Annotated in this window: 20 protein-coding genes; 9 read left to right on the top strand and 11 right to left on the bottom strand. The window is 71.9% G+C overall.

Translation table 11 applies throughout. The features are described 5' to 3' along the window. Nucleotides 1-2 precede the first annotated feature (2 nt). From EIZ62_RS02695 to EIZ62_RS02675, 5 genes are all read right to left on the bottom strand, one after another. A complete protein-coding gene (locus EIZ62_RS02695) occupies nt 3-4,382 on the bottom strand; it encodes a polymorphic toxin-type HINT domain-containing protein (RefSeq protein ID WP_156691109.1) in 4,380 nt (1,459 codons plus the stop codon). Nucleotides 4,383-4,566: 184 nt separating this feature from the next. Next, entirely contained in the window at nt 4,567-5,676 is a 1,110-nt protein-coding gene (locus EIZ62_RS02690; RefSeq protein ID WP_156691108.1) for a hypothetical protein, read from the bottom strand. 148 nt (nt 5,677-5,824) lie between these two features. Then, nucleotides 5,825-6,472 (bottom strand): RICIN domain-containing protein, encoded by a 648-nt coding sequence (locus EIZ62_RS02685; protein ID WP_156691107.1) that lies wholly within the window; start codon nt 6,470-6,472, stop codon nt 5,825-5,827. Between the two features lie 33 nt (nt 6,473-6,505). Next, nucleotides 6,506-7,153: an RICIN domain-containing protein gene (locus tag EIZ62_RS02680; protein ID WP_156691106.1), complete on the bottom strand. Its 648-nt coding sequence runs from the start codon at nt 7,151-7,153 to the stop codon at nt 6,506-6,508. Between the two features lie 68 nt (nt 7,154-7,221). Next, nucleotides 7,222-8,802 (bottom strand): AbfB domain-containing protein, encoded by a 1,581-nt coding sequence (locus EIZ62_RS02675; protein WP_156691105.1) that lies wholly within the window; start codon nt 8,800-8,802, stop codon nt 7,222-7,224. A gap of 575 nt (nt 8,803-9,377) precedes the next feature. Here EIZ62_RS02675 and EIZ62_RS02670 point away from each other — a divergent pair. After that, a complete protein-coding gene (locus EIZ62_RS02670) occupies nt 9,378-10,469 on the top strand; it encodes a PP2C family protein-serine/threonine phosphatase (protein ID WP_156691104.1) in 1,092 nt (363 codons plus the stop codon). Between the two features lie 118 nt (nt 10,470-10,587). Here the strand turns inward: EIZ62_RS02670 and EIZ62_RS32690 are convergent, their stop codons facing one another. Further along, the gene (locus EIZ62_RS32690; RefSeq protein ID WP_156691103.1) at nt 10,588-12,606 is read right to left on the bottom strand and encodes an ABC transporter ATP-binding protein; all 2,019 of its coding nucleotides are present in this window, start codon (nt 12,604-12,606) and stop codon (nt 10,588-10,590) included. A 416-nt stretch (nt 12,607-13,022) separates the two neighbouring features. Between EIZ62_RS32690 and EIZ62_RS02660 the strand changes: the two genes are divergently transcribed. Next, complete coding sequence (locus tag EIZ62_RS02660; RefSeq protein ID WP_156691102.1) at nt 13,023-13,460, top strand: NfeD family protein; 438 nt, start codon at nt 13,023-13,025, stop codon at nt 13,458-13,460. 69 nt (nt 13,461-13,529) lie between these two features. Next, nucleotides 13,530-14,639, top strand: coding sequence for an SPFH domain-containing protein (locus EIZ62_RS02655; protein ID WP_156691101.1), 1,110 nt, complete (start codon nt 13,530-13,532; stop codon nt 14,637-14,639). A 37-nt stretch (nt 14,640-14,676) separates the two neighbouring features. Here the strand turns inward: EIZ62_RS02655 and EIZ62_RS02650 are convergent, their stop codons facing one another. Next, entirely contained in the window at nt 14,677-16,182 is a 1,506-nt protein-coding gene (locus EIZ62_RS02650) for a SulP family inorganic anion transporter (protein ID WP_156691100.1), read from the bottom strand. A 721-nt stretch (nt 16,183-16,903) separates the two neighbouring features. Between EIZ62_RS02650 and EIZ62_RS02645 the strand changes: the two genes are divergently transcribed. Together EIZ62_RS02645 and EIZ62_RS02640 are read left to right on the top strand one after the other, a co-directional pair. Further along, nucleotides 16,904-17,410: a hypothetical protein gene (locus tag EIZ62_RS02645; RefSeq protein ID WP_156691099.1), complete on the top strand. Its 507-nt coding sequence runs from the start codon at nt 16,904-16,906 to the stop codon at nt 17,408-17,410. A gap of 69 nt (nt 17,411-17,479) precedes the next feature. Further along, nucleotides 17,480-18,913, top strand: coding sequence for a flotillin family protein (locus EIZ62_RS02640; RefSeq protein WP_156691098.1), 1,434 nt, complete (start codon nt 17,480-17,482; stop codon nt 18,911-18,913). A gap of 239 nt (nt 18,914-19,152) precedes the next feature. Here EIZ62_RS02640 and EIZ62_RS02635 read toward each other — a convergent pair whose 3' ends face one another. Further along, entirely contained in the window at nt 19,153-19,518 is a 366-nt protein-coding gene (locus EIZ62_RS02635) for an STAS domain-containing protein (RefSeq protein ID WP_156691097.1), read from the bottom strand. Nucleotides 19,519-19,737: 219 nt separating this feature from the next. Here EIZ62_RS02635 and EIZ62_RS02630 point away from each other — a divergent pair, with 219 nt between their 5' ends. Continuing rightward, a complete protein-coding gene (locus tag EIZ62_RS02630) occupies nt 19,738-20,127 on the top strand; it encodes an ATP-binding protein (RefSeq protein WP_156696164.1) in 390 nt (129 codons plus the stop codon). Between the two features lie 246 nt (nt 20,128-20,373). Next, nucleotides 20,374-20,769 carry a hypothetical protein gene (locus EIZ62_RS02625; RefSeq protein WP_244375385.1) on the top strand — a complete coding sequence of 132 codons (396 nt, stop codon included), beginning with the start codon at nt 20,374-20,376 and terminating at the stop codon, nt 20,767-20,769. A gap of 215 nt (nt 20,770-20,984) precedes the next feature. Here the strand turns inward: EIZ62_RS02625 and EIZ62_RS02620 are convergent, their stop codons facing one another. After that, nucleotides 20,985-21,695: a response regulator gene (locus EIZ62_RS02620; RefSeq protein WP_156691096.1), complete on the bottom strand. Its 711-nt coding sequence runs from the start codon at nt 21,693-21,695 to the stop codon at nt 20,985-20,987. Continuing rightward, the gene (locus EIZ62_RS02615; RefSeq protein WP_156691095.1) at nt 21,692-22,516 is read right to left on the bottom strand and encodes a sensor histidine kinase; all 825 of its coding nucleotides are present in this window, start codon (nt 22,514-22,516) and stop codon (nt 21,692-21,694) included. The genes EIZ62_RS02620 and EIZ62_RS02615 overlap by 4 nt, the downstream gene beginning before the upstream one ends. A gap of 153 nt (nt 22,517-22,669) precedes the next feature. Here EIZ62_RS02615 and EIZ62_RS02610 point away from each other — a divergent pair, with 153 nt between their 5' ends. Both EIZ62_RS02610 and EIZ62_RS02605 read left to right on the top strand, forming a co-directional pair. Continuing rightward, nucleotides 22,670-23,380 carry an ABC transporter ATP-binding protein gene (locus tag EIZ62_RS02610; protein WP_156691094.1) on the top strand — a complete coding sequence of 237 codons (711 nt, stop codon included), beginning with the start codon at nt 22,670-22,672 and terminating at the stop codon, nt 23,378-23,380. Further along, nucleotides 23,377-25,686, top strand: coding sequence for an FtsX-like permease family protein (locus tag EIZ62_RS02605; protein WP_156691093.1), 2,310 nt, complete (start codon nt 23,377-23,379; stop codon nt 25,684-25,686). Before EIZ62_RS02610 ends, EIZ62_RS02605 begins: the two co-directional genes overlap by 4 nt. 104 nt (nt 25,687-25,790) lie before the next feature. Here the strand turns inward: EIZ62_RS02605 and EIZ62_RS02600 are convergent, their stop codons facing one another. Further along, complete coding sequence (locus EIZ62_RS02600; RefSeq protein ID WP_156691092.1) at nt 25,791-25,991, bottom strand: hypothetical protein; 201 nt, start codon at nt 25,989-25,991, stop codon at nt 25,791-25,793. Between the last annotated feature and the right edge of the window lie 77 nt (nt 25,992-26,068).

Genomic DNA, 26,068 nt, shown 5'->3' with positions numbered 1-26,068 from the left:
CCTCACTTCCAGTTGGGGAGCAGGACGAAGCTCTTGTAGTGGTCGAACGTCACGTACGCGAGACCGTCGTCCGAGTAGACGAGGCGAGTGCCCGGCTGCTTGGAACGCTTCATCGTGTTGGTGATTCCGATGTCGGCTTCGTACCAGGTACGCCCAGGATAGTCGGGCAGCAGTCCGTCCTCGTTCCGGAACACGTCACCGCCGATCTGACCGTCCTTGAGGTGGTTGCCCAGGGCCTTGCCCTCCTCCCAGCCCGCGGCCTTCGCCTGGTCCTTGGTCACGTAGTGGCCGGGCAGCTTGCCCGTCTTCTGAAGGCTCTCGATCAGCTCGTTGGCCATCTCGGCGGTCTTCAGAGCGGCACCGTAGAGCTTGCAGGTGGAGTTGTGCGCCAGGACCGGAGCGGCCCCCGCGAGCACGTAGTACGTGTGCAGGTCGTCGACCGTCAGGTTGTGGACGCGCAGCGGCTCGCTCCAGGCGCGGACCTTGAGCAGCTCCCTCGTCGTACCGTCCGGGGCACGCAGCCGGTCACCGGCCACGAGCCCGGAGGCGTCCACCCAGGCGTGGCGGTTGACCACCCAGAAGGGGTGCCCGTCAGTGGCAGTGAGCGTACCGGTGGCATCACCGGCCGCACCGTCGGTGTCGACGGTGAGCTCCCGCAGGGACTTCTGCCCCTCACCGGTGATGAGGCGGGTGACGGCGCGACCACCGGTCTGCCCGGTGGCAGGATCGGTCGCGAGGACCCGCTCCCCGACCTGGACGTCCCTGATCTGCTTGTACGTACCGTCGGCCATCAGAACCCGGGTGGCAGGCGTGAAGCTGTTACCGGGGTCGGGGCACGGAGGGTTCTTGCGGAACTTGTCGATCAGCGCCTGGCTCTGCGAAATGAGCTTCTTCGCCGCGGCGGACTTGTCGAGGAAGTCGTCGAGCCCACCGACGATCTTGACGAGCGCCTTGGTGATCGCCGGCGTCGCCTTGATGACCTGTAGTGCCTTGCCCCACGGCAGTGCGCCGACCACGGCCCAGAAGCAGCTCTCGAAGTTGCCCTCGGTGAAGCACTTCTTGATGTCCTCGAAGAGGAGGTCGACGATGATCTGCCCGCCGTTCTCGACCAGGAAGTCGAGAAGGTCCTTGTCCGCGAGGGCGCGCGCCTTCTCGTAGTCCTCCAGCGAGATTCCCGCGGCCTTGAGCGCCTCGATCTCCCACGGGGTGAGCTTCGCCGACCCGCCCTTCTGCTCGGCCGCCTTCGCCGCCGCCTCGCGGGCCTTGCGCTCCTGCTCCCGCTGGTACTCCTCGGCCTTCTTCGCGGCCTCGTCTGCCTCGCGGGCGTAGGTGTTGGCGTTCTTCGCCGCCGCCTCCGCCGACTTGGCGTGGCCCTCGGCCGACTCGGCGAACTTGTTGGCGTCGGCGGCGTCCTTCTCCGCCTGGGCGGCGGCGCCCTGGGCGACGCTCGCCTCCTTCTCCGCCAGGCTGGCCGCGCTGTTGGCGGCCACCGCGTGGCTGTCCGCCTCGGCGGCGGCGCCCCGGGCACGGGCCGCCTCGGCCTCGGCCTGGTTGGCGGCGTTGCGGGCGGCCGTGGCGTCCGCGTACGCCTGGTTGGCGGCCGAGCGGGCGAGCTTCGCGTCCGCCTGCGCCTGGGCGTCGGCCTCGTGGGCGCGGGCCGCGGCGGCACGCGCCTTGGCCCCCTCCTCGGCGGCCTGCGCGGCCGACTTCATCGCCGCCGCGGCGGACCGCGCGGCGTTCGCCGCCGAACGCGCCGCGTCGGCAGCGGCCTCGAAGGCGGGCGCGACCTGGGCGTTGGCCCGCTTGGCGGCGGCCTCGGCGGCGTCGGCGGCCTTCACGGCCTCCGCGGCCTTGGCGTCCGCCGAGGCGACCTGCTCGGCGCCCATCTGCTCGGCCGCGGCCGCGACCGCTGCGGCGAAGTCCGCGTCCGCGTCCTTACCGGTGAACGGCGCGGTCAGCGCGATGGCCGTGTTGGCCGGCTCGGCGATCCCGGCGGCGGTGCTGCGGGCGGCCGCGGACGCGTTCACGGCGACGGTCGCCTGGACGCGTGCCATGGCCGCCTCGCGGACGGCGCCCTGCGCCTCGTCCTTCGTGCGGTTCGCGGCCTGGAGGGAGTTGTTCGCCTCCATGGCGGCGAGACCCGCGAGCCGGGCGGACTCGTGCGCGGCGATACCGGCGCGCGCCTCCTGCGCCGTGGCCTCGGCGGCCTTCTCGTCGGCGCGCCGGGCGGCCGCACGGGTCAGCGCGGCCTCGGCCTCCGCCTTGTTCGCGGCGGCATTGGCGGCGGCGGCAGCGGCCTCCGCCTTGTTCGCCGCGGCGTTGGCCCGCGCGGCGTGCGCGGTCGCCTCGGCGGCGGCCGCCCGGGCCCGGGCGGCGGCGCCCGCCGCCTCCGTGGCCGCGGAACGCGCCCGTACGGCCGCACCGCTCGCCGTATTGGCGGCGCCCCGGGCCTGCTGGGCCGCCGCACCCGCCGTGTCGGCGTCCGCGCGGGCCGCGTCAGCGGCGGCACGGGCCACACCCGCGTCGACGGTGCCACGACCGGCGGCGGCGAGCGCCTCGGTCGCCTTGGCGCGCGCCTCCTTGGCCTGGTGGTTCTGCTCTGCCTTGAAGGCGGCGTCGCGGGCATTGCGGGCGGTGGTCTCCTCGGCCCGCGCCCGGCGGTCGGCGTCGGCGGCGATGCCGTCCTGGTGGGCGGCGTCGGCCCGCGCGGCGGCGGCCGTCGCGGCAGCCGCCTGCGCCTGCGCACGGGCCGCGGAGGCGGTACGGGCTTCGGCCTCGGCACGCGCGCGTGCCGCCGCGGCGATGTCCCGCTCGCGCTCCGCCCGGGCCCGCGCGGCGGCGGCCAGGTCACGCTCACGCTCGGCGATCACCCGCTGCTCAGCGGCGATCTTGGCCTGCCGCTGCGCCTCGACACGGGCCTCCCGGGTCTTACGGGCGTGCTCCCACGCCTCGCGCTCCGCCTGTTCGGCGGCCACCCGGGCCTCCTTGGCGCGCGCGGCGGCGGTCGCGGCGACCTGGGCCTGCTTGGCGGCGGCGTCGGCGAGCCGGGCCGCGGCCTTGGCGTGCTCCTCGGCGTTGGCCCGCCACTTGGCGGCCTGCTGGGCGTGCAGCTCGGCCTGGTTCTTGGCGTTGAGACCGGCGGCGTCGGCGGCGGTGGCGTCCACCGCGTGCCGCGCGGTGGCGGCGGCCTTCGCGGCGGCGTCGGCGGCGGAGGCGATGCCGGAGGCGACCTCGGACCACTGGACGCCGTGCTCCAGACCGGTGCCCACCAGGACGTCCGCCTGGACCTTGGCCTGGGCCGCGGCGACCTGCGCGGCCGTGGCGGCGTCCTCGGCGTACCCGACCTGGCGCGCGACCTCCGCCTTGACCTGGCTGTAGTCCGACAGGCGCTTGCCCGCCCGGTCGGCGGCCAGCATCCGGTCCGCCTCGCGCGCGGCCGAAGCGGCCGACGACATGGCGTTGGAGGCGTTCTTCAGCGCCTTGACCGCGTCACCGTGCGCGGCGATCAGCTTGGTACGCGCCTCGGCGGCGACGGCGGCCTTGCGGGCCAGCTCGCGCAGCTTCTCGGCGGCCTCCTGGGCCTCCTTCTGCGCCTTCTCGTGCGCGGCCCGGTCATCGGCGTCCTGCCGCGCCGCGACCTGGTAACCCTTCTCCAGGAACTCCGCGATCACAGCGGCGTCCTTGGACTCCAGCGCGGCCAGCGCGGCCCGCTTGACCGCGGGGCCGCCCACGGACGCCAGCATCTCGACCCGCTTGCGGTTCTCCTCGGCGCGCTTGGCGGCGTTCTGCTTGTCCGCCTCGTCACGCTGCTTGGCGATGTCCGCGCCGAACGCCAGGAAGTCGGCGCGGTCCTGCGCCGTGCCCTTCAGGACCCGCTCGACCTCCGCGTTGAAGAACGGCCCGCCGGTACCGCGCAGCGCCTCGATCCGGCCGCGGTTCGCCCCGTCGACACCGGCGCGCTTGTCCTTGGCGCGCTGGCGCGCCTCGGCCTCCCCGCGCTCCAGGAAGACACGGATGGCGTCCGGGTCGGTGCTCTCCAGCGCCTTCCTGGCGGCCTCGCGGACTTCCTCCTCCTCGTCGAACTCCGCGAAGTCCTCGACCAGTTGCCGGTCCCGCTCGTCACTGATGCGGTCCAGCTCCGACGTGGCGGCCGGTGCCGGCGGGGTGTCGCCCTTCGGCTCCACCGCCGCCGCGAGCCGGTCCAGCGACTGGAGCGTCCGCGTCAGCGACACCTGCTCGGCGCGTACGGAGGTCGCCGCGGCGGCCTCACCGGTGACGGTGCCGAGCACCGCCACGGCGATCGCCGCGGACACCGCCTTCCGTACGTGCACGGCCACGCCGACGCGCAGCCCTCCGGCTCTGGGCCGGACTCTTCCCTTCACGGGAAACCCCCTAGACGAATGATCGAAAAAATCCCGCCCCGGTCACGGGCGGGTGGTCGGTGAGCCGTTGAGCCAGTGGGCCGTTCGGCCGTTCGGCCGCTGGGTTGGTGGTCGTCGCGTCGGCCGGCGGCATGGGCGACGAACCGGTGCGGCGACCGGCCACCGGGCCGGCCGCACGCATGGTTCAGCCTCGGGCGCGGCTCTCGCCGTCCTGGGCGCGGTCGAACATCGCCTTCCAGAACGCCGCCGCCTCGTCCGCCGCGGCCCGCTCCCCGGACCAGGCGGTCTCGTGGTCGTCGGCGGTGCCGGAGATCGCCTGCCAGAGGCGTTCGGCGGAGTCGCGGGACAGCTGGGCGACGGTCCGCCAGTTCTCCGCCTGGGCGGCAGCGGCGGCCTGTTCGGCCTGCCACGCGCGCCGCGCGGCACCGGCGTGCTCGGACACCGCCTGCCAGGCGCGCTCGGCCTCGGCACGCGCGCGTGCGGCGTCCGCCGCGCCGGCCACGGCCGCCTCGGCCGCCGTGGCCTCCGCGATCAGGCGGGTCAGCGTGTGGTGGCGTACGGCCTCCGCGTCGGCCACCCGGGTGCGGTACGCCGACAGGTCCAGCGTGGCGCCGGTGGCCCAGCCGTAGCCGAAGAACTCCGCCACGTCGGCGTCCGAGGCTCCCGGCCGCAGTGCCCACTGGGCCGCGACCCGCACCTGCCCGCCCGGGTCCTGCGTGCCGAGCGTGCGGACGAACTCGCGGTCGGCGGCGGCGACGTCCAGCCGCTGCTGCTCGCCGGCCTCGCGCGCGGCGCGGTCGCGGCGCTGGGCCTCGGCGTACCCGGAAGCGACGAACGCGGCCTGTTCCGCGGCGGTCCCCTTCAGCGCCCGCGTCGCGGCGGCCCGCACCTGCGGGGAGAACGCCGCCGTGTGGGTGGCGACCACCCGCTCGCAGAACGCCTTGTTGCGGGCGCGGGTGTCCCGGGCGCGCTGCTTCGCGCCGTCGAAGCCGCCGCCGGGAGCGAGCCAGTCCAGGAGCGCCTGGTCCCCACGGGTGCTGCGCAGCGCGTTCCACGCCGAGGTCCGCACCTCGGCGGCCGGATGGGTCTTCGCCATCGACGTCACCCGCTTGCGGGCCTCCTCGACGGCGGCGGCCATCTCCGGCGACGACGCCTGCGCCTGTGACAACGCCTGCGTCTGTGACAAAGCCTGCGCCGCCACCCGCTGCGGCGCGGCGGCCGGGGCACCGGCATTCGCCCACGCCGGTACGCCGCCCGCGAGGGCGATCGTGCCGGCCAGCGCGCCGACGGTCACCGCCCGCGCACCTCTCCACTGACGACTCAACTCAAGGCCCCCCTCGGGAAATGAAAAACGGTTCACGGCCGCCGGGGCGGGGCCGCGCGTACGGCCCCGCCCCTCCGCGGCGTTCAACGGGCGCACTCGTGCGCGCCGTCCAGCCGGTTCACGCGACCGGCCGGACCTGCCACAGCTGGGCGTCGGTGCGGTTGCAGGTGTACAGCTGGAGGTCGACGCCGTTGTCCTTCTTGCCGCTGGTCACGTCGACGCACTTCTCCGCGGCGTGCGCGGGCTGGAGCTCGTACAGCTTGCGCACGGGGTCGACCAGCATCATCCGCCAGCGCTGGTGGTTGCCCTGGCCGCAGGCGAACTGCTGGACGGCCGCGCCGTTGGCGACGCTCTGCGTCTGGATCTCCAGGCACTTGCCGCTCTTGACGTTGCGCAGTTCGAAGGTTCCGCCGGAGGTGGCGACGGCCTTCCACTTCTGCGAGTCGGTGCCGTTGCAGTCGTACTGCTGGACGTTGATGCCGTCCGTGGTCTTGCCGCCCTCGATCTCCATGCACTTGTTGCTGTGGGCGGCGGTGAAGGTGACGACCGTCTGGGAGGCCTGCGCACGGGCGATGGCCTCCGCCCGTGCCGCGGCGGCGACGGTCGCCGCCTCGCGGGCCGCCTCCGCGGCGGCCGCCGCCTTGCGTGCCGCCTCCTCGGCGGTGGGGTTGCGGGGGTCACCGTCGGCCTGGACGGCGGTGGCCGTGCCGGCGAGGACGGCGACGGCCGCGCCCGCGGTCAGTACGGCGCGGATGATCCGAGACATGTGGGGATCCGTTTCTCTCGCGTGTACGGGGGCTCAGGCGGCCGTGACCGGCTGGATGCGCCACTGCTGGGCGGCGGTGCCGTTGCAGGCCCACAGCCGCGCGACGGCGCCGTCCGTCTTGCTCCCGGACTCGATGTCCAGGCAGCGGTTCGTACCGGTCGGGGTGTGGGCGGGCCTCAGCTCGTACAGCTCGTTGGCGATGTCGACCATCACCAGGCGCCACTGCTGGTTCGGCTTGCCCACGCACCACCACTGCTGGACGACCGTGCCGGTCGCGGTGCCGGCGGCCTCCACGTCGAGGCACTTGCCACTGTGCCCGAAGCGCAGTTCGAACGTGCCGGCGCCGGTGGGCACCATGTCGACGCGCTGGTTCTCGGCGTCCGGGAGGCAGGTGGACTGGACGGTGTTGACACCGTTGCGGAGGCTGGCGTTGGGGGTGGTCAGGCACTTGTCGCTGTGCGCGGCCCTGAGCTGGACGGCCGGCAGCGGCGCGGCCGCGACTGCCGCGGCCCTGGCGTCGGCGGCGTCCACGCCGGCCGCAGCCACGGTGGTGGACGTGGCGACGGTGGCGTTGGGGGTCGGCTGGGGGCGCGCCTCGTCGGCGACGGCGACGGTCACGCCGCCGGCGAGCGCGGCGACACCGGCCGCCACGGCCAGGGCGGATCGGACGATCCGGGACATGGGTGCTTCCGTTCTTCTCAAGTCTGAAGGGAGAGGGCGCGCGGGCGGGGTGGTCGCCGCCCGCGCGGTCAGCGCGCGAGCGGGGTGACGATCTTCCAGGACGCGTCCTGGGCGAAGTCCTTCTCGACGTCGAAGCGGTTCTTGTCGGTCTTGTTGGCCACGAACAGGTCGCCGTAGTACTCGCGCAGGTAGCGGCCGGGCTGGGAAGCCGCCTCGAAGGAGGTGCCGGAGCCGCTCAGGCCCTTCTTGGCGCACCAGGTGGCGTCCTTGCGGAACTGGGTGCTGTTGTCGCTCGCGGCCATCCGGACGCGGAGGTCCTTGTGCGTGAGGTAGTGGCCGGGCTTGCGGGGCGACTCGAAGGAGTAGCAGCCGGGCTGGCCGTTGAGCGCGGGGAGGACGACCCAGGTGCCGTCCTCGCGGTCGGTCTGCTTGGAGGCGGCGGACAGGGGCGCGAGGAACGCCTCCCCGGCGTCGGGCGCGGACTGCCGGACGTAGAAGCCCGCCGGCTTGCCGCCCGCCGGCTGGAACGACTGGCGCTTGGCCCGGTACTGGCTCTCCCCGGTGAGGAACTTCGCGACGTCCTCGTCGGTGCCGGCCAGGGCCTTCTTCGCGGTGGCGACCAGGTGGGGGTTGACGCCGGTCTTCTCGGCGGCGGTCTGGATCTGGAGTGCGAGCCGGCGGTTGGCGTCGGCGATCTGCTTGCGGCGCGCCTCGTCGTCCTTCTTGTACGCCTCTTCGGCGCCGGTGTGGATGTACTGCTTCCACACGGCCGGGTCGGGGCTGAGGACCGCGCGCTGCGCCGCCGCGTAGAGCTCGCTGCCCTTGGTGTCGGCCGGTGCGGCGCGCAGCAGTTCGCGGATGAAGTTGTCGTCGGCGAGGGCGAGCATGGCCTCGGAGGGCGTGATGCGGAAGAGCGCGGCCGCGTTGGTGCGGGCGGCGAGTTCCTTGCGGCGCTCGGCCTCGGCGCGGTCCTTCTCCTCCAGTTCCTTCAGCTCGTTGGCCACGTCGCGCTGGTGGGCCTCGCGGGCACCGTTGGCGATGAACTCCTGCCAGGCGGCCTGGTCCGCGGCCAGGGCCGTCGCGGCGGCGGCGCGGACCTCGGGTCCGGCGGCCTCGTGGCGCATCACGGCGCGGATGAAGTTGTCGTCGCTCAGGTCGAGCAGGTCGGGGCTGTTGGGGATGCCGATGGCGATGAGAGCCTGGGACTTGGCGAGCCGGGCGGCGCGTGCGGCGTCGGCCTTGTCCTTCTCGCGCTGCTTGTCGACGGCGTACGCCTCGTGGATGCCGGTGACGATGAACCGCACGTGGTCGTCGGCCGTCTCGCTCATCATGGCGGCCTCGGCGGCCTGGCGCACCGCGTCGAAGGTCTCCCCGCCGTCGCGGGCCTTCTGCCAGAGGGCGTGGATGAAGTCGTGGTCGCTGAGCAGCAGTACGTCCGGGCTCGGGTCCAGGCGCACCACGGCGGCGGCGTCCACCCGCTGCGTGTCGGTGGTGCCGATGACGGCCGCCGCGGCCGGGGCGGCCGGCGGCGCCGCGACGGCGGCCTGCGGTGCCGCGACGGCGGTGACGGAGGCGAGCGCGGTGGCGGTCACGAGTCCGCGCGTGACGGCTCTCCGCACGCGGGCGGAGTGCGTGTTGCTGTTCTTCATTCTGGTTTCGGTCCCCCTGCTAGGTCCCGCACGCGGTTCCCGAACGCGTGCCAGGTGGTCGGGGCGCAGTCTTGGAGATCACTGAGGGGGAGTCAAAGTGGAATTGACAGCTCCTGTCCGATCACCCGCCGGTATGGCTGCTTAAGGTGTTACTTGGCGCCAATCTTTGACTGAAAGGCGACTTGTATCAGCTGGTTCAGAACTCACGGGTAACTCGGAACACACTGTTCCGTTTAATGCGCCACCAGCGACGACGACCGTAAGCGGTGATCGGGGAGCCGTCCCGCCCCAAGCGGCACATGGCGCGACCGGCTCGGGCGCTCGGCCGGATCGTGTCGGTCCACATTCGTGCGGAACATGTGAGGAAAAAATGTGGGCCGGTACACATCAATAAAGTCGGTCCCGGGGTGCCTTAAAATGCGCCGCCGATGCTCCGCCTCGCCCTCCCGGCCCCGCGATCCTCCGCCCCTGTTAGGTCGTACGTTCGATTCCGCGGGGTGCGCCGGTGTCCAGTGCGGACACCCGGTCCCGCGCCGAGCGCGCTTTGTCCCTTCTGCGCAGATAGTCTGGTGAGGGTGATCGAGTCTGTACGGCGGCGGCTACGGCAGCGCTACGGAGAGTGGAGGCTTGTGCGGCTGTCGCCGGTCGTCCTGACCGTCGTGATCGCCAGCCTGGCCTACGCCACTCCACCGGAAATGGCCTTCAGCCGGCTCCTGCCCGCGGCGCCGGCCCTGGCCGCCGCCATGTGGCCGGTCCTGCCCACCGTCCTGCTCGGGACGGTCTGCCTCTGCCTGATGATCGGTCTCAGCCTCGTCTTCCCGGATCTGGGCACGTGGTGGACGGCCGCGGGCATCATCGCGGTCACCGTCGCCGCCGCGTACGGAAGCCATCTGCGGCTCCAGCGGGAACGCACGCTCTTTCACGTGCGGCTCGTCGCCGACGCGGCGCAGCAGGTGGTGCTGAGCCCCCTGCCGCGCCGCATCGGAGTCATCGAGATCGAGTCGCTGTACCTCGCGGCCGCAGCGGAGGCCCGCATCGGCGGAGACTTCTACGAGGTGGTCGACACCCCGCACGGGATCAGGCTGCTCATCGGTGACGTACGGGGCAAGGGCCTGCCCGCGGTGGGGGCGGCCGCGGCGATCGTCAACGCCTTCCGCGAGGCGGCCTACGGCGAGAGCGACATGGTCAACGTCGCACGCCGGCTGGACGCCAGCAGCACCCGTTACAACGCCGCCTTTCCCCCCGAGGGGCCGATGGAGCGCTTCGCCACCGCCCTTCTCGTGCAGATCCCGCACGAAGGGAGACGCATCGACATCCTCAACTGCGGACATCCTCCGCCGCTGCTCCTGAACCGCAGCGAAGTCCGCGTCCTCGACCCCGGGAACCCCTCGCCGCTGCTGAGCCTCGCGGGACTCATCGGCGACCACTACAACGTCGACTCGTACGACTTCCTCCCCGGCGACCTGCTGCTCCTCTACACCGACGGGATCGCCGAGGCCCGCGCCCACGACGGCGAGTTCTTCCCGCTGGCGGCGTGGCTGCGCCGACAGCCCCCGACGCCGCCCCGCGACCTGCTCACCGCTCTCCACCGCGACCTCCTCGGCTACAGCAGGGGCCGCCTCGACGACGACATCGCCGCCCTCGCCGTACGCCTGAGCGCACCCTGAGGCACCGCGCCCTGTGAGCAGCCCTCGACGGGGGAGCCGGAAGGGGAGGCGGACCGGACCGGGGCTCCCGGTCCGCCTCCCCGGCGGTGGCGGTTCAGGTTCAGGTTCCGGTGGCGGTTCAGGTTCCGGTGGCGGAGCCGGTTCCGGTGTCGATGGCGGTGCTGGGCCGGTAGCCGCCGGCCTGCATGGTGAACATGGCGGCGTAGTCACCGCCGGTGGCCATGAGCTCGTCGTGGGACCCGGACTCGGCGATGCGGCCGTTGTCGAAGACGAGGATGCGGTCGCAGTCGACGACGCTGGCGAGCCGGTGGGAGATCAGCACCGTGATCTGGTCGGCGCGCAGCCGGCCGCGCAGGACCGCCTCGTACACGGCGTGCTCGGACGGCGGGTCCATGCTCGCCGTCGGCTCGTCCAGCAGGAGCAGCGGGGCAGCCTTGTACAGGCCCCGGGCGACGGCGATCTTCGCCCACTGCCCGCCGGAGAGCTGCTGCCCGCCCTTGAACCGTTTCGACAGCAGTGTCTTCCACTGCGCCGGAAGTGAGGCGACGACCCCGTCGGCGCCCGCCGCCCGTGCGGCGGCCATGACGCGCCGGGGATCGGCCTCGGTGAGCGTGCCGGTGCCGGCGACGATGTTGGACAGGGCGCTGAAGGGGAACCGCACCGGCTCCTGCAGCACGCAGGCGACCTGCCGGTGCACCGACTGGGCGTCCATCTCGCGCAGGTCGGTGCCGTCCCAGCTCACGCTGCCCCTCTGTGGTTCGTACAGGCCGGCCAGCAGCTTGGCGCAGGTCGACTTCCCCGACCCGTTGAGGCCGACGAACGCCACCGTCTCGCCGGCGCGGAGGGTGAAGGAGACGCCGTTGAGCGCCGGTGTGTCCTTGCCGGGGTAGGTGAAGTGGACGTCCTGGACGGTGATCTCCTGCACCCTCTCCGGCGCGCGTACGGCGGCCGTACGGGGCAGGAGACGGCGGCTGCGCTCCTGGACGGCGAGGAGGTCGTCGACCCACAGGGCGTGCTCGTAGACGAGGTGGGCGAACTCGATGAGCTGGGTGAGGGAGGTGCGTCCGGACTGGATGGCCAGGACCGCACCCGCCCCGGCGGCCAGGGGAAGCCAACCGGCGATCAGCATGGCGGCCAGCGCCGTGTACGTGATGCCGGTGCCGATCCCGCCCACCGCCCGGCCCGCCAGGTTGACCAGGGCCGAGTTCACGCCCAGGCGGGTGTCCTCGTCCGCGATCCTGGTGGTCAGACGGCGGTGCTCGGCCAGCAGGGCGCCCTGGGCGGTGTCGGAGCGCAGCTCCGCGGCCGCGTCCACGTCGAGCAGCAGCCAGGAGAAGACCCGGACGCGGCGTTGCAGCGCGTTCCATCGTTTGAACGAGTGGAAGCGGGCCCGCGCGCTGTGCACGGCGGCCGCGCCCACCGGCAGGACGGACAGCGACAGCAGCGGGAGCAGCGCGGGGTGGAGGACGCCCAGGACACCCGCGGTGCCGATGAGGCCGAGCGCCGCGGAGGCCAGGGACACGACCTGTCCGACGATCTTCCGGGCGTAGAAGAGCCCGCGGTCGTTGGCGCGGTGCACCTCGTCGTGCCAGTCGGCGTCCTCCACCGCCTCCAGCCGTACGTGGGCGGTGAGGCTCAGGAAGTCGCGTTCGAGTGCGGTGCGGATCTTGGGCGTGACGCGCGCCTGGGCCACCGAGACGGCGGCCTCCAGCAGGGCCCGTACGGCGAGGAAGCCCGCCACGAGGAGGATCTGCGGGACGGCGGCGCGGACGCGGTCGGGCGTGGGCCCCTGGGCGAACAGGTGCTGGAGGACTCCCACCGAGGCGATCAGCCCGAAGGCGGCCATGGCGGCCGAGGCCAGCTGGCAGACGACGGCGGTGAGGGTGGACGCGCGGTCCGCCCGCCAGGCGAGCCGCCCGATCAGGGCGGTGATCCTGGGCAGACGGGCGAGGACCTGGCGCACCGTGGCACCGGCGGCGGCACCGTCGTGGACGGACCAGTACGTCTCCTCCAGCGCGTCGGTGATGTCGCCGTCCTCCGGCCCGGCGGGCACGGTCTCCGGCGGCAGGGGCAGGGGAGCGGGGGCGGACCGCGGCCCGGGGAGGCTTTCGGGTGCCGCACCAGTGGGCCCGCTCATGCCGCCGGCCCCGTCCCTCGCCACGGCGGCACCGTGCCGTCCGGCCTGAACCCGCGTGTGTCCGCTGTGCTCAACTGCGGTCCCTCCATCCTGATCGGTACGGCTCGGTGTGCCTCGGTGTGCCTCGGTGCGCCTCGGTACGACGACACCCAGGTCAACGAGGTGGACGCGGATATCGAACACGCGTGTTTGAGACGTTGCCGTAACCCCGGGATGAAGCGCCCGACGCCGTGTGCAGGGGCCACGGACCCTTTGTTCGGCCGGGTTGCCCACCGATCGACCGGTGGCCGACACGCCGATGTCGGGTACGCGTGTGGCGCCTGATCGTGGACCGAGGTTGATTAGTCCGTTCTGTCCGGGTTCGGGGTGGGTAAGGGGGTGGATAAGTCCCCTGAGGGCTGAGGGAGGCTGGTTCGATGCCGTGGTTCGTCTGGCTGTTCGCCGCCGCGGCCCTGGGCGTGGTGGAGTTCTTCACCCTGACGCTGGTCCTCGGGCTGATGGCGGGAGCCGCGCTGGTCGCCGCTGTCGTCGCCGGAGTGGGCATCGGCCTGCTCGGCCAGCTCGTGGCGTTCGGAGTGGCGCTCGCCGCCGGTGTCCTCGTCATCCGTCCTGCCGCGCTGCGGCAGATGGCACGGGCGCCGCTCGTGCGGGAGGGCAGCGACGCGCTCATCGGCCAGAGGGCCGAGGTCACTCAGGAGGTCACGGCGAGCCGCGGTCTGATCAGGCTCTCCGGTGAGGAATGGTCCGCCCGCGCTCTCGACGAAACCCTGGTGATCCCGGTGGGAGCGCTGGTGGACGTCATGGAGATCGAAGGCGCCACGGCCGTCGTCCACCCTCGCGACCTCCTGCCGTGAGCGGCTGAGGGGCTGCCGGGCTGAGGGGCTGCGGGGCTGAGGGGCTGAACACAACACAAGGGAGGAAGCGTGGATCCGGTCGTCATCCCGATTCTCGTGGCCGCCATCGTCGTGGTCTTCCTCGTGGCCTCCACGGTGCGCATCGTCCCGCAGGCCCGCCGCTACAACATCGAGCGGTTCGGCCGGTACCGGCGGACGCTGCAGCCCGGCCTGAACTTCGTCGTGCCGGTCGCGGACCGCGTCAACACCAAACTCGACGTGCGCGAGCAGGTGTACTCCTCCGACCCCAAGCCCGTGATCACCGAGGACAACCTCGTGGTGAACATCGACACGGTGCTCTACTACCAGATCACCGACCCGCGGGCGGCGGCCTACGAGGTCGCCGACTACCTGCAGGCCATCGACCAGCTCACCGTGACCACCCTGAGGAACGTCATCGGTTCCATGGACCTGGAGGAGACGCTCACCTCACGCGAGGAGATCAACGCCAGGCTGCGCACCGTCCTCGACGACGCCACCGGCAAGTGGGGCATCCGCGTCAACCGCGTCGAGATCAAGGCCATCGACCCGCCGCACACCATCAAGGAGGCGATGGAGAAGCAGATGCGGGCCGAACGCGACAAGCGTGCGGCCATCCTGCACGCCGAGGGGGAGCGGCAGGCCAAGATCCTCACCGCGGAGGGCACGAAGCAGAAGGACATCCTGGAGGCCCAGGGCACCCAACAGGCCATGATCCTGCGCGCGGACGGCGAGGCGAAGGCCGTGGAGCGGGTGTTCCAGGCCGTCCACCGCAACAACGCCGACCCGAAGATCCTGGCGTACAAGTACCTCGAGACGCTCCCGCACCTGGCGAAGAGCGACAACAACACGTTCTGGGTGATCCCGGGTGAGCTGACCGAGGCCGTCCGCGCCGTGACCGGCGCGTTCGGCGACCGTTCGTCGATGGGGCTGCGGGAAACCGGGCACGGGGAGGGGGCGGCCACTCCTGATGCCGGTGGTACGAAGGGCGAGGACGGGGCTCCGGAGCTGGAGACCGGCTCTGCGCTCCCGCTCGACGCCGCCACCGCGGCCGACGAGGTCGCGAAGCAGGCCGCGGCCGTGGTGAGCGACGCGAAGGCCGAGGCCGAAGCCGCGAAGGCGCCCCAGGTGCCGGGCCGGGGGCAGCCCGCCGCCGAGTGAGCCGAGTGAGCGGCGCCGGCGGCGGACTGGCAGCGGATCAGTGGCCGCCGGTGAGTTCGCCGCTGAGCTTGCCGTGCAGGTGGGCACTGGGTCGGTTGAGGCCGGTGATCTCGACGGTCTTGCCGCGCTGGGCGTACTTGGTCTCGATGGCGTCGAGCGCGGCGACGGAGGACGCGTCCCAGATGTGTGCCTCGCCGAGGTCGATCACGACCTTGTCCGGGTCGCCCGCGTAGTCGAACCGGCCGACGAGATCGTTGGAGGACGCGAAGAACAGCTCACCGGTGACCCGGTAGACCACCGCCGTGCCGTCAGGGTCGGTCACGGCGGTGACGTCGGCGAGGTGGGCGACGCGCCTGGCGAAGATGACCATGGCGGTGACCGAGCCGGTGACGACGCCGACGGCGAGGTTGTGGGTGGCGACCACGCACACGACGGTGACGGCCATGACGGTGATCTCCCCGGCGGGCATCCGCTTCAGGGTCTTCGGCGCGACGGAGTGCCAGTCGAACGTGGCGAAGCACACCATCACCATCACCGCGACCAGGGCGGCCATCGGGATGTCGGAGACGACCGGCCCGAAGGCGATGCAGAGCACCATCAGGAACACACCGGCCAGGAACGTCGACAGGCGGGTGCGGGCGCCGGACACCTTCACGTTGATCATCGTCTGGCCGATCACCGCGCAGCCGCCCATACCGCCGAGGAAACCCGTGACGATGTTGGCCACGCCCTGCCCGACCGACTCACGCGTCTTGGACGAGCGGGTGTCGGTGATGTCGTCGACCAGCTTCGCCGTCATCAGCGATTCCATCAGCCCGACCAGTGCCATCGCGAAGGCGTACGGCGCGATGATGGTCAGCGTCTCCAGGGTGAACGGCACGTCCGGCAGGCCGGGAACCGGCAGCGAGGACGGCAGCGCGCCCTTGTCGCCCACGGTCGGCACGGCGATCCCCGCCGCGACCGTGATGACGGTGAGGATGACGACGGAGACCAGCGGGGCCGGGACCGCGGTCGAGACCTTCGGGAAGAACACCATCAACGCGAGCCCGCCCGCCATCAGTGGATACACGGGCCACGGAACGTCGTGCATCTCCGGCACCTGGGCCATGAAGACCAGGATGGCGAGGGAGTTAACGAAGCCGACCATCACCGAACGCGGGATGAACCGCATCAACTTCGCGACACCGAGCGCACCCAGCGCGATCTGGAAGACGCCCGCCAGGATGACGGCGGCGACCAGGTGGCCGAACCCGTGCTCACGCTGGAGCGGGGCGATCACCAGGGCCACGGCCCCGGTCGCGGCGGAAATCATCGCGCGCCGACCGCCGACGATCGAGATCACCACGGCCATCGTGAACGAGGCGAACAGCCCGACCGCCGGTGCCACACCGGCGATGACCGAGAACGAGATCGCCTCCGGGATCAGCGCCAGGGCCACGACCAGACCGGCCAGTACCTCGGTGCGCCAGACCTTCGGATCGTGCAGCCAACCGGGCTTCAGGTCGCGCAGGCGGGCGGCGGTGGTGGCTACGGCGGAAGACAACGGATCAGGAACCTGTCGTACTCGGGCGCCCCCGTCCTCGGACCGGGGAAGCGTGGGAGGGCACGGGGACGCCGCGGGACCGGCCCGCGCGGCGGTGCGCGGAGTCACGTCCGGATGCGGAGCGTCACGGGGGCAGGCGGCGGCGCCGGGCGTCGGAGGTGCAACTTTACCCTTGCGTACGATCCGCCCGTACGAGGTGACCGGCTCGGTCGTCCCCTCCGCCCACTCCAGCTGCGCGTCCCGTCGACCGCGCCGAAGACTTCGACGTCACTCTCCGCGAGCGCGTGCCCGAGGCGTCCCCGCGGACGGACCGCCAACGGCCCCCGCCGGAAGGCCACACCGCCCCGCCCGACGGCGGACAACCATGTGCGGTACCTGTCAACAGGTCGTATGGAACGTGTAAGGTCGTCAGCGGAGTGCCGGGAAGCCTGGTCGGCGATGCAGGACACGTGTCTTTGTCGGCCGGAGGTCTTCCATGGTGCTCCTTGCTGTTTTCGGGGCCGCGCAGCTCGTCGCGTTGTCGTCCTCGGGGCCTGCGGCAGGAACGCCGCTCTCCGCCCTCCCTCCTCCACCACGGCGTGCACCGCCGACGGAGTCACCGGCACCCGACGAACCACCAGCGGCGCGCGCCACGCGCCCACTTCCCGGGGACGGAGCCACCGTCCGACGCACGCCCGACGCACGACGCACGACGCCCGTCAACGGTGAGGAATAGCGCATCATGGGATGGTTTCTCGGCCTCGGTATCGCAGGGCTCGTCCTGCTGGTCCTGGCACTGCTTCTCGACGGGTTCCTGGAGGGGCTGTTCGACGGGCTCGGCGGCGGACTGGACGGAGTGCTGTCACTGCCCGTGATCGCGGGCTTCCTGTCGATGCTGGGCTTCACCGGTGCGATCGTGCTCGGGGCCACCGGTGCGGGGGCCGTGGCCGCGACCGGTGCCGGCGTCCTGGCGGGCACCGGGGCGGGCTGGTTGACCTGGCGGTTCAGCACGTCCCTCATACGTGGCCGCACCGATGCGACACCACGCGGCGACGACCTCGTGGGCACCTCCGGTTCGGTGGTCACCGCCATCCCCGCGTCGGGCTACGGCGAGGTGTTGCTCCGCCTCGGCGGTCAGCCCGTCAAGTACGCCGCGAAGAGCGACACCCCCGTACCCCGCGGAACCGAGGTCTGGGTCGACGCGGTCCTGTCCTCCACCTCCGTCTCGGTCAGGCCCGTCACCCGCTGACGCCCCCGGGCGCGAGCAACCCAGCAATCCAGTTAGCCAGCAAGCCAGCAACTCAGCAAGGGATACCGTATGAGCCCTGTACTCACCGCCGTGGTGGGCATCGTCGTTCTGATCGTGCTGCTCGCCCTCGTCGTCATCACGCGCTACAAGGTGGCCGGACCCAGCGAGGCGTTCATCATCACCGGCCGCCGCGGCAAGAAGTCCACCGACCCCGAGACCGGCCGGGTCTTCACCGACAACAGCGGTCAGAAGGTCGTCGTCGGCGGTGGCGTGTTCGTCGTGCCGTTCGTCCAGCAGAAGTTCACGCTCGACCTCTCCTCCCGGCACATCCCCGTCGCGGTGCGCGGCGCGGTCACCCTGCGAGGTGTGAAGGCCAACCTGGAGGGCGTGGCGATCGTCAAGGTCGGAGGCACCGAGGACTCCATCCGCGCCGCCGCCCAGCGCTTCCTGATGCAGCAGGACGGCATCGTCGGGTTCACCCAGGAAGTCCTGTCCGGTGCGCTGCGGTCCATCGTCGGCCGGATGTCGGTGGAGGACATCATCCGTGACCGGGCGGCGTTCGCGGGCCAGGTCGCGGAGGAGGCCGAGGCGAGCCTGTCCGGTCAGGGCCTGGTGCTCGACGCCTTCCAGATCCAGGACATCACCACCGAGGGCTCCTACCTCGAGGACCTCGGCCGACCCGAGGCGGCACGCGCCAAGCAGGAGGCCGACATAGCCGAGGCCGTCGCCCGGCGGGCCTCGGAGCAGGCGCGGCTGAAGGCGGAGGAGGAAATCGCCATTGCCCAGCGGACGTTCGCGCTCAAGCAGGCCGAGATCAAGGCCGAGACCGACGAGGCAGCCGCGAAGGCGGCCGCCGCCGGCCCGCTCGCCGAGGCGGACCGCCAGCAGGAGATCCTCAGCCAGCAGGAGAAGGTCGCCGAGCGGCAGGCCGCGCTCACCGACCGCGAACTCGACACCCGGGTCCGCAAGCCCGCCGACGCCGCCCGCTACCAGGCCGAGCAGGAAGCCGAGGCCCGCCGTATCGCCCAGGTCAAGGAGGCCGAGGCCGAGGCGCAGCGCGCCCGCCTGACCGGTGAGGGCGAGAAGGCCCACCGTGCGGCGCTCGCGGACGCCGTACGCATCGAGGGCGAGGCGGAGGCCGCCGCCATCGCCGCGAAGGGTGGCGCCGAGGCCGAGGCCATGCGCAAGAAGGCGGACGCCTTCGCCCAGTACGGGGAAGCCGCGGTGCTCCAGATGCTGGTCGAGATCCTGCCCCAGGTCGTCGGCAAGGCCGCGGAGCCGCTCGGCGCGATCGACAAGCTGACCGTCATCTCCACCGACGGCGCCGGTCAGCTGCCGCGAACCGTCGCCAACAACGTCACTCAGGGCATCGAACTGCTCAACGCCGCCACCGGAGTCGACCTGGCGAAGATGCTGCAGGGCGTCACGGGCAAGGGCGGGGACAGCGGCTCCACGCCCGCCGGCAGGACGTCCGACGACGGCAGGATCGACGTCACCGGCTGAGGACGCGTACGCCGGGGGAGGCGGGGAGTGCGTGTGGTGCACGCGGCGCGGGTTCCGGCCGCGTGCACCACACGTCACAGGCCCGGACCGCCGGCGGTTGACGTGACGCGGGGGGCGCGCGGTCGGGCCGGGCGGAAGGACGCCGTCTCGACCGCGCGTTTTTCCGCGCTGCCGTCCGGGCACGCGAGGAGGCATGATCCTAAGTGACAGCCCGGGCGAGCCCGGGGCGCCGGACGGACTCAGGCGAGTACCGCTTCCTCGACCGTCGGGTGACAGGGAATGAGGCTGTCCAGGCCGACGATCTCGATGATCCTCAGGACGGGTTCCCGCACCCCGGCGAACCGGAGCCGGCCCGGCGGGCCGGCCTGGGCCCGGTGGGCGGCGATGAAGACGTTGATCCCGCTGGAGTCCATGAAGGTGACACCGCTGAGATCCACCACCAGCCGCGCGCCGTCCTGACCGTCCCGGGGCAGCAGGGCCGTGCTGAGCACGTCCTTGACGTCGTGGTCGATCTCGCCCCGGAGGGCGACGACACGAACGCCGTTGACGGATGAGCGGTCGATGGAGAGCCGGCCTGGCCGCTGTGCTCCGTGAGTGTCGGTCACCGTCTCCTCAACTCTGGTTACGCTCGCCTTGGGCAGGGTTGTCCGGTCGATTCTGCCCTACCGCTCCTGTCATATTCATCCGGTTCGCTGTGCCGCAGGGCACACATTGCATACGTGACGCGGCGCCGGGTAGGCGCGCGCGTGGGAACGGGGGTAGAGGGCAATGCTGTGGTGAACGAGGCTGAAGGTGACGACTGTGCTGTGCCGAACGACAACCTGATGCAGGTCGAGTACTCGCTGGGCGGCGACGACGGCTGCATCGCCGAAGCGCGCCATCATGCCACCGCGTTTCTCGACAAGGCCGACACCGCACGTGTCGCGGCCGTCTCCGCGCGCGCGAGAGACCTGACGCAGCTGGTGGTCAGCGAGCTGGTGACCAACGCCCGCAAATACGCCCCGGGCCCGATCCTGATGCAGCTGCGCATCACGGACGCAACCGTGGACGTCATCGTCTGGGACAGCGACCCCACCGCTCCGGAGGCCCGGGCCGCCGATCCCGGCAGGATCGGTCAGCACGGACTGGAGATCGTGAAGGCCATCGCCGAGGACCTGCACATCCGGCAGGAACCGGTCGGCAAGCGCATCACCGCCCGCATCGCCCTGGCCTAGGTTCTGTCCGGCGGATCATGTGACCTTCCCGCATCGTCCGAAGCGGCGTCGAATCCTCCACGAGGCTGGGCCGGCATCGCTGCACGATGTCCTGGCCGGGCGGCTGCCGCCCCCTGCACCGCCGCTACGAGCGCAAGGCCGAGCACTTCCAGGCCTCGGCCGGGATCGCAGCCGCCCCCAGCCCCCGTCCGCTACCGCAGACCGACAGCCTGACGAGTGACAACCGCAGGTGGGACGATCCACAGCATGACCGGATGGATGCATTACACCCCGCGCTGTGCGGTCATTTCGGCCTGCGTCATCGCAACCGTATTGCTCTTCGTCGGTGCTTCCTCACACGTGACCGACCTCCTCGGCCACGGTCTGCACCCGTACGACTGGGCACCAGGGTGGCTCAACCTCTACTGGTCGTCGCTGGCGCTGTTCGACACGCTCGCCGCCGTGCTCTTGATAAGGGGTAAACGCCGAGGGATCGACCTCGCCTCGGCCATCATGGCGACCGACCTCGCCGCCAACTGGTACGCGGTCTACGGCCTCCAGGAAAGCACCCTCGGCGCTCAGCCAGGCCTGCAACGACTGTCCGTCTTCGCCGCACTCGTCCTGGGAGCGGCACCGTTCATCCGACGTCACCTCACCCGTTGAGGTGACGTCCCAGGGAAGCAGGTCTACCGCGCCGGTGGTCCTGGGGCGGACTCGGCGATGGTCTCGCCGGCCTGCTCGGCCTTGATCAGTTCGGCGACCTGGCACGCGCTGTGCCGCCCCGGCGCCGTGGCCTGCGCCGGATGCGACGCCGCCGCCTCGCTGGGCGCGGTCGCGTCACACTGCGCCCTCTGGATGATTCATGCGTGACGTCGCTGTCACGGGCGCTCGGCAGCGGATCCGCCCGGTGAGACGAGTCCCGTCTCGTAGGCGAGGACGACGGCCTGGGCCCGGTCGCGCAGGGTCAGTTTGGCGAAGATCCGGGCCACGTGGGTCTTCACTGTCGCCTCACTGAGCGTCAGTTCCTGCGCCAGTTCGCTATTGGATAGCCCCCGGCCCATGAGCGTCAGCACTTCGCGCTCGCGCGGTGTCAGTGCGGCCAGGTCTCGGTGGACGGCCGGGGTCGCGAGGCCCGATCCGGTTCTGGGGGCGCTGGGGGCGAAGCGCTCCACCAGGCGGCGGGTGATCGAGGGTGCGAGCAGGGCGTCACCGGTGTCGACCAGGCGTACGGCGGCGGCCAGATGCGCGGGGGTGACGTCCTTGAGCAGGAATCCGCTGGCTCCGGCGGCGAGGGCGGCGTAGACGTAGTGGTCGAGGTCGAAGGTGGTCAGCATGATCACTCGGCAGGTCGGGGCCTGCGCGAGGATGCGGCGGGCAGCTTCCAGGCCGTCCATTCCGGGCATCCGGATGTCCATGAGTACGACGTCGGGCCGCAGCCGCCGCACGGCGGTCACGGCCTCGGCCCCGTCACCGGCTTCGCCCACCACGTCGATGCCCCGGGCGGTCAGGATCAGGCGGAAGCCGGTACGGACCAGCTCCTGGTCGTCGGCGATCACGACCCGTGGGCCGGGCTCGGTGTGCGTGGTCACGGGCGGTCCAGCGGGATCCGGGCGCGGACACGGTAGCCGCCGCCAAGGCGGCGGCGGGCGTCCAGATCGCCGCCGTAGACCGCGACCCGCTCCCGCAGGCCGAGCAGCCCGCGTCCCGTTCCGGCCGCCCGGCCCTGTCCCGGCTCCTTGGGCGTGGGCGCGCCGCCCGACAGGACGCTCGGTCCGCTGTTCAGAACCTCGACGCGCAGGTACTGGCCCGCGTACCGCACCGTCACCTCGGCCTTCCCCCCGTCGCCGTGTTTGAGCGCGTTGATCAGGCCCTCCTGGATGATGCGGTAGGCGGTGACGTCGATCCCGGTCGGCAGCGGGCGCGGCTCACCCGAGATGCGCATCTCGACGGGCAGGCCGGCGAAGGCGATCCGGTCGACCAGCGGGCCGAGGCGGCTCAGGCTCGGCTGCGGCGACAGGTCGACGTCGTAGGGCTCGTCCTCGCCGTTCTGCGCGGGTGCGAGCAGGCCGAGCAGGTGCCGCAGCTCAGTCATCGTGTTGCGCCCGGCAGTCTCGACGGCGCTCATCGCCGCCGCGGCCTCCTCGGGCATCGTGGCCAGCACCTCACGAGCGGCGCCTGCCTGAACCACCATCAGGCTCACGTTGTGGCTGACGATGTCGTGGAGCTCGGCCGCGATCCTGGCCCGCTCGGCGTCGACCGCGGTCCGCGTCGCGCTCTCGCGCTCCCGTTCGAGGAGCCAGCCGCGCTCCCCAATGGCCGCGCGGTGCAGCCGCCGCGCCCGCACCGCGACCGCGCCCAGCAACCCGGCGGCACCAACTGCCACCGCCAGGGCGGTGGCCAGCCAGATCATCCCGAATCCCCCCACCGGATCATCTTCGCAGGTGCACCACGCGGCCCGCATCGGCACCCGGATGCAACTTCCGTACATCCCGAGGATGACCTGTCCGGGCGGATACATCGAGGGGGTGACGCCCCGTCATCGGCCTGGACCTAGGTTCGAGCCATGACAACTGATCACGGCAGTGCGCGGCCCATAGTGGTGCGGCTGGACGGCGTGCACAAGGAGTACGGCGACGCGAAGGCCCTGGACGGACTCTCGCTGGAGATCCGGGCGGGCGACGCGGTCGCCGTGATGGGCCCCTCCGGCTGCGGCAAGTCCACCTTGCTCAACATGGTGGCCGGACTGGACCGGCCGACTTCGGGCACAGTCGAAGTGCAGGGCCACGACGTGGGGAAGCTGAACGAGACCGGCCTGGCACTGTTCCGGCGGCGCAACATCGGCATGATCTTCCAGTTCTTCAACCTCATCGACGACCTGCCCGTCCTGGACAACGTCGCGCTGGCAGCGCAGCTGACCGGCACCCCGGCCCGGCAGGCACGCCGCCGAGCCCTGGAGCTCCTGGACGAACTCGGTGTCGCCGAGCGCCGGAACAACTATCCGGCCACGCTCAGCGGCGGCGAGCGCCAACGCGTCGCCGTCGCACGGTCCTTGATGAACCGTCCGGCCCTGCTCCTGGCCGACGAGCCGACCGGCGCCCTTGACAGCCGATCGGGCGAGCAGGTCATGGACCTGCTGATCGACCTCAACCAGATCGGCCAAACCCTGCTGATCGTCACCCACGACCCGCAGCTGGCCACCCGCTGCGCCAGCCGGCTGATCGAAGTCGCCGACGGCCGGGTCGCCCGCGAAAGCACACTGGAGGCCACCGCGTGAGTGCCGTATGGACCGCCTCGCGCGCGGCCGTCAAGCGCCGTCGGCTCCAGACCTTCGTGATCGGACTTGTCGTGCTCTGCTCCACCACGACCGTCCTGCTCGCCCTGGCGCTGCTGAGCGCCGCCTCGAGCCCCTTCGACAAGGCCTACGCCGAACAGCGCGGCGCCCACACGGTGGCGGCTTTCGACACCACGAAGGTGTCGCAGGAGCAGCTGGCACGGACCGCCAGGCAGCCCGGGGTGGAGGCCGCGGCCGGACCGTTCGGGCAGGCGGTCGTCGACATCCCCAAGGACTGGCTCTGGATGGCGGGCGGCACCCTCACCGTGGTGGGCCGGGCCGACCCGGCGGGCCCCGTCGACCGGATCGAGCTGCTTGAGGGCCACTGGGCCACCGCGCCCGCCGAGATCGTCGTCAACTGGTCCGCCCAGGGCTCTCCCGGCACCGCGCTCCTCGGCACCAAGCTGAAGACGCCCGGCGGAGTGACGCTGACCGTCGTCGGATTCGCCGCAAGCATGAGCAAGTCGGCAAGCGCCTGGGTCTCGCCCGAGCAGATGGCCGCACTGCACCCGACGTCCGCCCAAATGCTCTACCGCTTCACGGACTCTTCGACGGAGGCCCAGCTGAGCGCCGCGCTGGCACGGGCCACCACGGAACTGCCCAAGGAAGCGCTGACCGGCGCACAGACGTACCTCACGCTCAAGCAGGCCTTCTCCGCGCTGGCCGACTCCTACCTCCCGTTCATGACGCTCTTCGGCATCCTCGGCCTGCTCGTCTCCATCCTGATCGTCGGCAACGTGGTCAGCGGGGCGGTCGTCTCCGGGCACCGGCACATCGGGGTGCTCAAGGCCCTGGGCTACACCCCCAACCAGGTTGTCGCCGTCTACCTGATGATGCTCTCCGTACCGGCCGTGGTGGGCTGTGTGCTGGGCACGCTGGCCGGCAACGCACTGGCCGGGCCGATCCTGAAGGTCGCGTTTGCCGGCATCGACGTGGGCCGGGCCTCGGTCGGGGACATCAGTCCGTGGCTGTCCGTGGCCTGCCTCGTGGGCATGCCCGCACTCGTCCTGCTGGCCGCGCTGGTCCCCGCCCTGCGAGCCCACCGGCTGCCCGCCTCGCAGGCGATCAGCGCGGGTGGCGCGCCGCGGACCGGGCGCGGGCTGCGCGTCCAGCGGATGCTCGGCGCCACCCGGCTGTCGCGCCCGGTCAGTCTGGGTCTGGGCCAGCCGTTCGCCCGCCCCGGCCGCACCCTGCTGGCCATGGCAGCCATCGTCCTCGGGGTCACCACGGTGACCCTGTCGACCGGACTGACCAGCACCTTGCTGGCGTACGGCAACGTGGGGAGGGAGGACGGAGGCGCCAGGATCCACGTGACGACCGGAGGGTCGGGCAACGACCGGACCTCGCCCCGGCTCAGTGACCCGCAGATCGAGGAACGGCTGCGCTCCTTGCCGGGTGCGGAGGGGGTACGGGCCCGCGCGCTGTCCCAGGCGAACATGGCCGGGCAGACCCAGCCCGTCTTCGCCGACTTCTACCGCGGGGACGAGTCCCTGTACGACCACACGATCGTCAAGGGCCGGGCGCCGGCCGCGGCGGGCGAGATCGTCGCCGGGCCGGCCTTCCTGACCCAGCGCGGCCTGAAGCTCGGTGACCGGGTCACGTTGGAGCTGAACGGAAGGAAGATCACCGCGACCGTCGTGGGCCAGCTCATCGAGGGCAACGCCCGGGCCCTGGAGGCCACCTGGCAGACCCTGGCCCGACTCGCACCGGATGCCCACGCCAGCGAGTACACGGTGCGGCTCGCCCCCGACGTCGACGCGCGCGCCTACGCCGAGGCGGTCGCGACGCTCGACCCGGGCCTGCACGCGTCGGTGATGGACTCCGGCAACGCCGGCACGGCAACCGTCATCACCTTCTCCACGGTGTTCACCGTGCTGTTGACCCTGGTGGCGTCGCTCGGTGTCTTCAACACCGTCCTCCTGAACACCCGTGAGCGGCGCCGGGACCTGGGCATGCTCAAGTCGATCGGGATGACCCCCCGGCAGGTGGTGGTGATGACGGTGACCTCGGTCGCCGGGCTGGGCGCGGTCGGCGGGTTGCTCGGCATCCCCCTCGGGATCGTGGCGCACCGCCTCGTCGTGGACCATGTCGGGGTGGTCGACTTCCCCGAGTCCATGAAGGACGTGTGGCACGCACCGCACCTCGCCGCGATGCTCTTGGCGGGTGTCGCGATAGCGGTCCTCGGCGCCCTGGTCCCGGCCCGATCGGCGGCCCGGATGACCATCGCCTCGGTGCTGCACACCGAGTAGATCACCCGCCGGCGCCAGCCTCTGAAAGGGGCCCGAGGGAAACCGGCCACGGCCAGTCATCGGCTACCCACGGCCGGCGCCGAGTGCCGCCCGCCCCGGCATTGTCAGTGCGGCGTGCGACTGTGTGACTGCCCGGCGGCCGCGAAGCCGATGCTCCGCCGGGCACCCTCGGCACGGACAAGAGCGGTGGCTCGGTGGACGAGCACGAAGGCCCCGTCGTCGGGCAGAGCAGCCGGGAGGGTGAGCGCCTGGCGCTGTGGGGCGAGGATGACGCCCGACCCCACGGTGGCACTGCCGACGTCCACCCCGCCCGCGATGCGTCGGCGAGTGCGGCTCCAGCCCAGCCGACTCCTCGTCCGAGCGGTCTCCCCGCCCCACGGTC

The sequence above is a fragment of the Streptomyces ficellus genome (assembly GCF_009739905.1).
Classification (GTDB): Bacteria; Actinomycetota; Actinomycetes; order Streptomycetales; family Streptomycetaceae; genus Streptomyces; species Streptomyces ficellus_A.
Note: the sequence above shows the minus strand (reverse complement) of the source record. Positions and strands in the feature narration are given on the sequence as shown.